The 2246-nt window shown below is 40.6% G+C and carries 1 protein-coding gene; it reads right to left on the reverse strand.

Translation table 11 applies throughout. From position 1 onward, the window contains the following. Positions 1-158 precede the first annotated feature (158 nt). The gene (locus QMD71_10055; GenBank protein MDI6841167.1) at positions 159-2069 is read right to left on the reverse strand and encodes a T9SS type A sorting domain-containing protein; all 1911 of its coding nucleotides are present in this window, start codon (positions 2067-2069) and stop codon (positions 159-161) included. Between the last annotated feature and the right edge of the window lie 177 nt (positions 2070-2246).

Below are 2246 nucleotides of genomic sequence, written 5' to 3' on the forward strand. Positions count from 1 at the left end.
CATTTTTGCATTTTGATTTTTGATATTTGATTTTACTAATGGTGTTCATAGGCACACCAAAAGCCCATCCCATCACTCCTTATCACACAATCATAGACATCACCACCTTGCAGGAATTTAAAGTCTAAAATTAAAAATGCAAAATTGCAACTTATTTTTTACTTTACTAAAACTATCTGCTTTGTTAGGCTTTCTTTGTCCATCTGTAACTTATAGAAGTAGATACCGCTCGGTAGTCTATCTCCGTTATCAGCAGTGCCATCCCAAACTTGAGTTATTGAGTTGATTGAGTTATTGAGTTGTTGAGTCTGCGGGAATGACTTAACTAGTCTACCAGTAAGGTCGTAAATCATTAATCTGTATCCTGTACCCTGTTTTCTGTATTCTGTATACTGTATACTGGTCTTCTGGCTGAATGGATTAGGATAGATAACCAGGTTTGAACTTTGAGCTTTGAGTTTTGAGCTTTCTTCTACTCCTACTGGTAGCGAAACCATATTAGCCCATATATTGTAATCTGTACCGTTTCTAAAGTCAGACCATACGATAAGTGATGAATCACCCATTGCTATTCCTGGAAATGCTTGATGATATAAATTGTCCGATACTATAAAATTTGACCCCATCAATGTCCCACTTGCTGAAACTCTCTGCCCGTATATGCTGGAAAGCATCCCACTACGGGCATCGGTCCAGACAACAAGAAAATTTGACCCCTCCCATACTACTTTAGGTGATGTCTGGTCATCAGTTGCAGTGGAAATAGGAAAAGATGGTCCCACAACATCGCCTGACTGAGATACCAGTCGTCCATATATATCCAAGTCCTGATCACCATCACTCCATACAACTAAATAGTTAGTCCCATTCCATGCAATATCTGGGTACCAGCAAAATGGGTTAGTAGATAAAAAAATATCAAAGTTAGGTCCAATAGGATTACCATCTGAACCTACACGCTGACCACAAATTTTAGAATCTTTTGAACAAGCCCATACGACTAAGTAATCTATCCCATCAGATGCGACTGCTGGTGCACTCTGTGAATATTGAGAGCCACAGATAACAAAATTTAACCCTATTAAACCACCAGCTGCATCTACCAATTGACCGTATATGTCGCAATTACTGTTACCGTTACGATAATCTTCCCAGACTACAAGATGATTGGTGCCATTCCATGCAATATCAGGGTCTTTACGAAAAGTGTGCTCAATATAAGAAATAGTAATCTTTGAACCTGGCTCCCCAGTAGCTGATACAGGTACCCCAATTATGTAGGTCGATATACTATCACCCGATGTTTTCATACTATAGACAACTAAGTAATTTGTCCCATTCCAGCTTAATGCTGGTGAAGTCTCTTCCTCCCAAGGGACTTCCGTAATAGCAAAATTAAACCCTACCAAGCCACCTGCTGACGAGACACGCTGTCCGTAAATATCCCAACTCCAGATACTAGAATAGTCCTGCCATACAACGAGGAACTCGCTACCATTCCAGGCAAGCTCAGGGAACTGTTGAGCCTCACTGAGTGAGCATATTAGTAAATCAGACCCGCTCCCTTTTGACTGGTTCCCATACCAGCCATCTAATAAAATACAAGGTATATATATACCAGCGGTGTCAAGAAGCTTTGACCTCCCCAGGGTACGGTGTGTTAGATTTAGCAATGAACTACCGGCTGACTTCACCTTAAATTTAATTTGGATTAAACTACCAGTCCCAGAAACACCCCGTTGCTCTGCAGGGAATAAGAAATCGCCACCATACGCATAGCCTAAAGTGGTATCAATACTAGCAAGCATCCCCCAAGTTGTACGACCGTCTTGATTAAGGAACGAGTCATTTTTAATTATTGCACATTTTAATACACTTGGGTCAAAATGTAAACCGGTTTGCCAGGAATGAAGACCGACTACATCACAAACTCTTATCTTAACGATAAAGCTATCATTCGGGGCTATAGCTTCTACCCTTGTTGGATTGACCTCCAAAATGGTAATAGCTCTGCTAATACTTGCTACCCCTATTAGGAGACACAAAATTACTCTAACCACTTTTGTCATACCCCCTCCAATGAAGGCATGGTGTCAAGTATTTATTGATTACTTAACACGTACCTATTTATCATTTCGGTCCCTAGACCACCCTCCTATAGCGTATATTTTTGACTCTACTTCTGCTAGCTCTAAGAAAAGACGTGCAGTCGTCATATTGGCTTTTGTTGCCCAGCTGTTAGTTGA

It is taken from the genome of bacterium, from assembly GCA_030018315.1.
Classification (GTDB): Bacteria; Hydrothermota; UBA3073; order JACQXS01; family JAGMCI01; genus JASEGA01.